Source organism: Enterobacter cloacae complex sp. P12RS (assembly GCF_014895875.1).
GTDB classification, from domain to species: Bacteria; Pseudomonadota; Gammaproteobacteria; order Enterobacterales; family Enterobacteriaceae; genus Enterobacter; species Enterobacter bugandensis.
In genome coordinates, this window is the sequence record NZ_JADBQO010000122.1 from 1 (window position 1) to 363 (window position 363).

Here is a 363-nt window from a genome sequence, read left to right on the forward strand (position 1 = left end):
CATATAATGACATACTCTTGGCTGATGGGAGAACCTATAAGTGCAATAATAAATAACTCCATTAAATACAGCAAATCAGTACGTGATGTTGAATCATTCTCTTGGGTCGATTTTGATAGAAGTAATCCGCAACATTTGAATCAAAAAATTTTAGAAGTTATAAATACCATAGAAACTGATATCACATTCAAACTTGAAAGTGCTTTAGCTCATTATCATCAATTGTGTAAATCAATACATGGTGAGGATTCGAGTGGCATAAATCTTTCAAAGTTTGTCGATTATGGGACGGTGAATCCAAAAGAAATGTCATTGCAAGAATATGGTTTTTCACGTGCTGCAGCTTCGGAGTTGCTGAGGAAG

The 363-nt window shown here is 34.7% G+C and carries 1 pseudogene; it reads left to right on the forward strand.

Annotated elements, in window-relative coordinates:
• Window positions 1–363, forward strand: a pseudogene (locus tag IM284_RS23210) (histidine kinase); the annotation flags it as partial.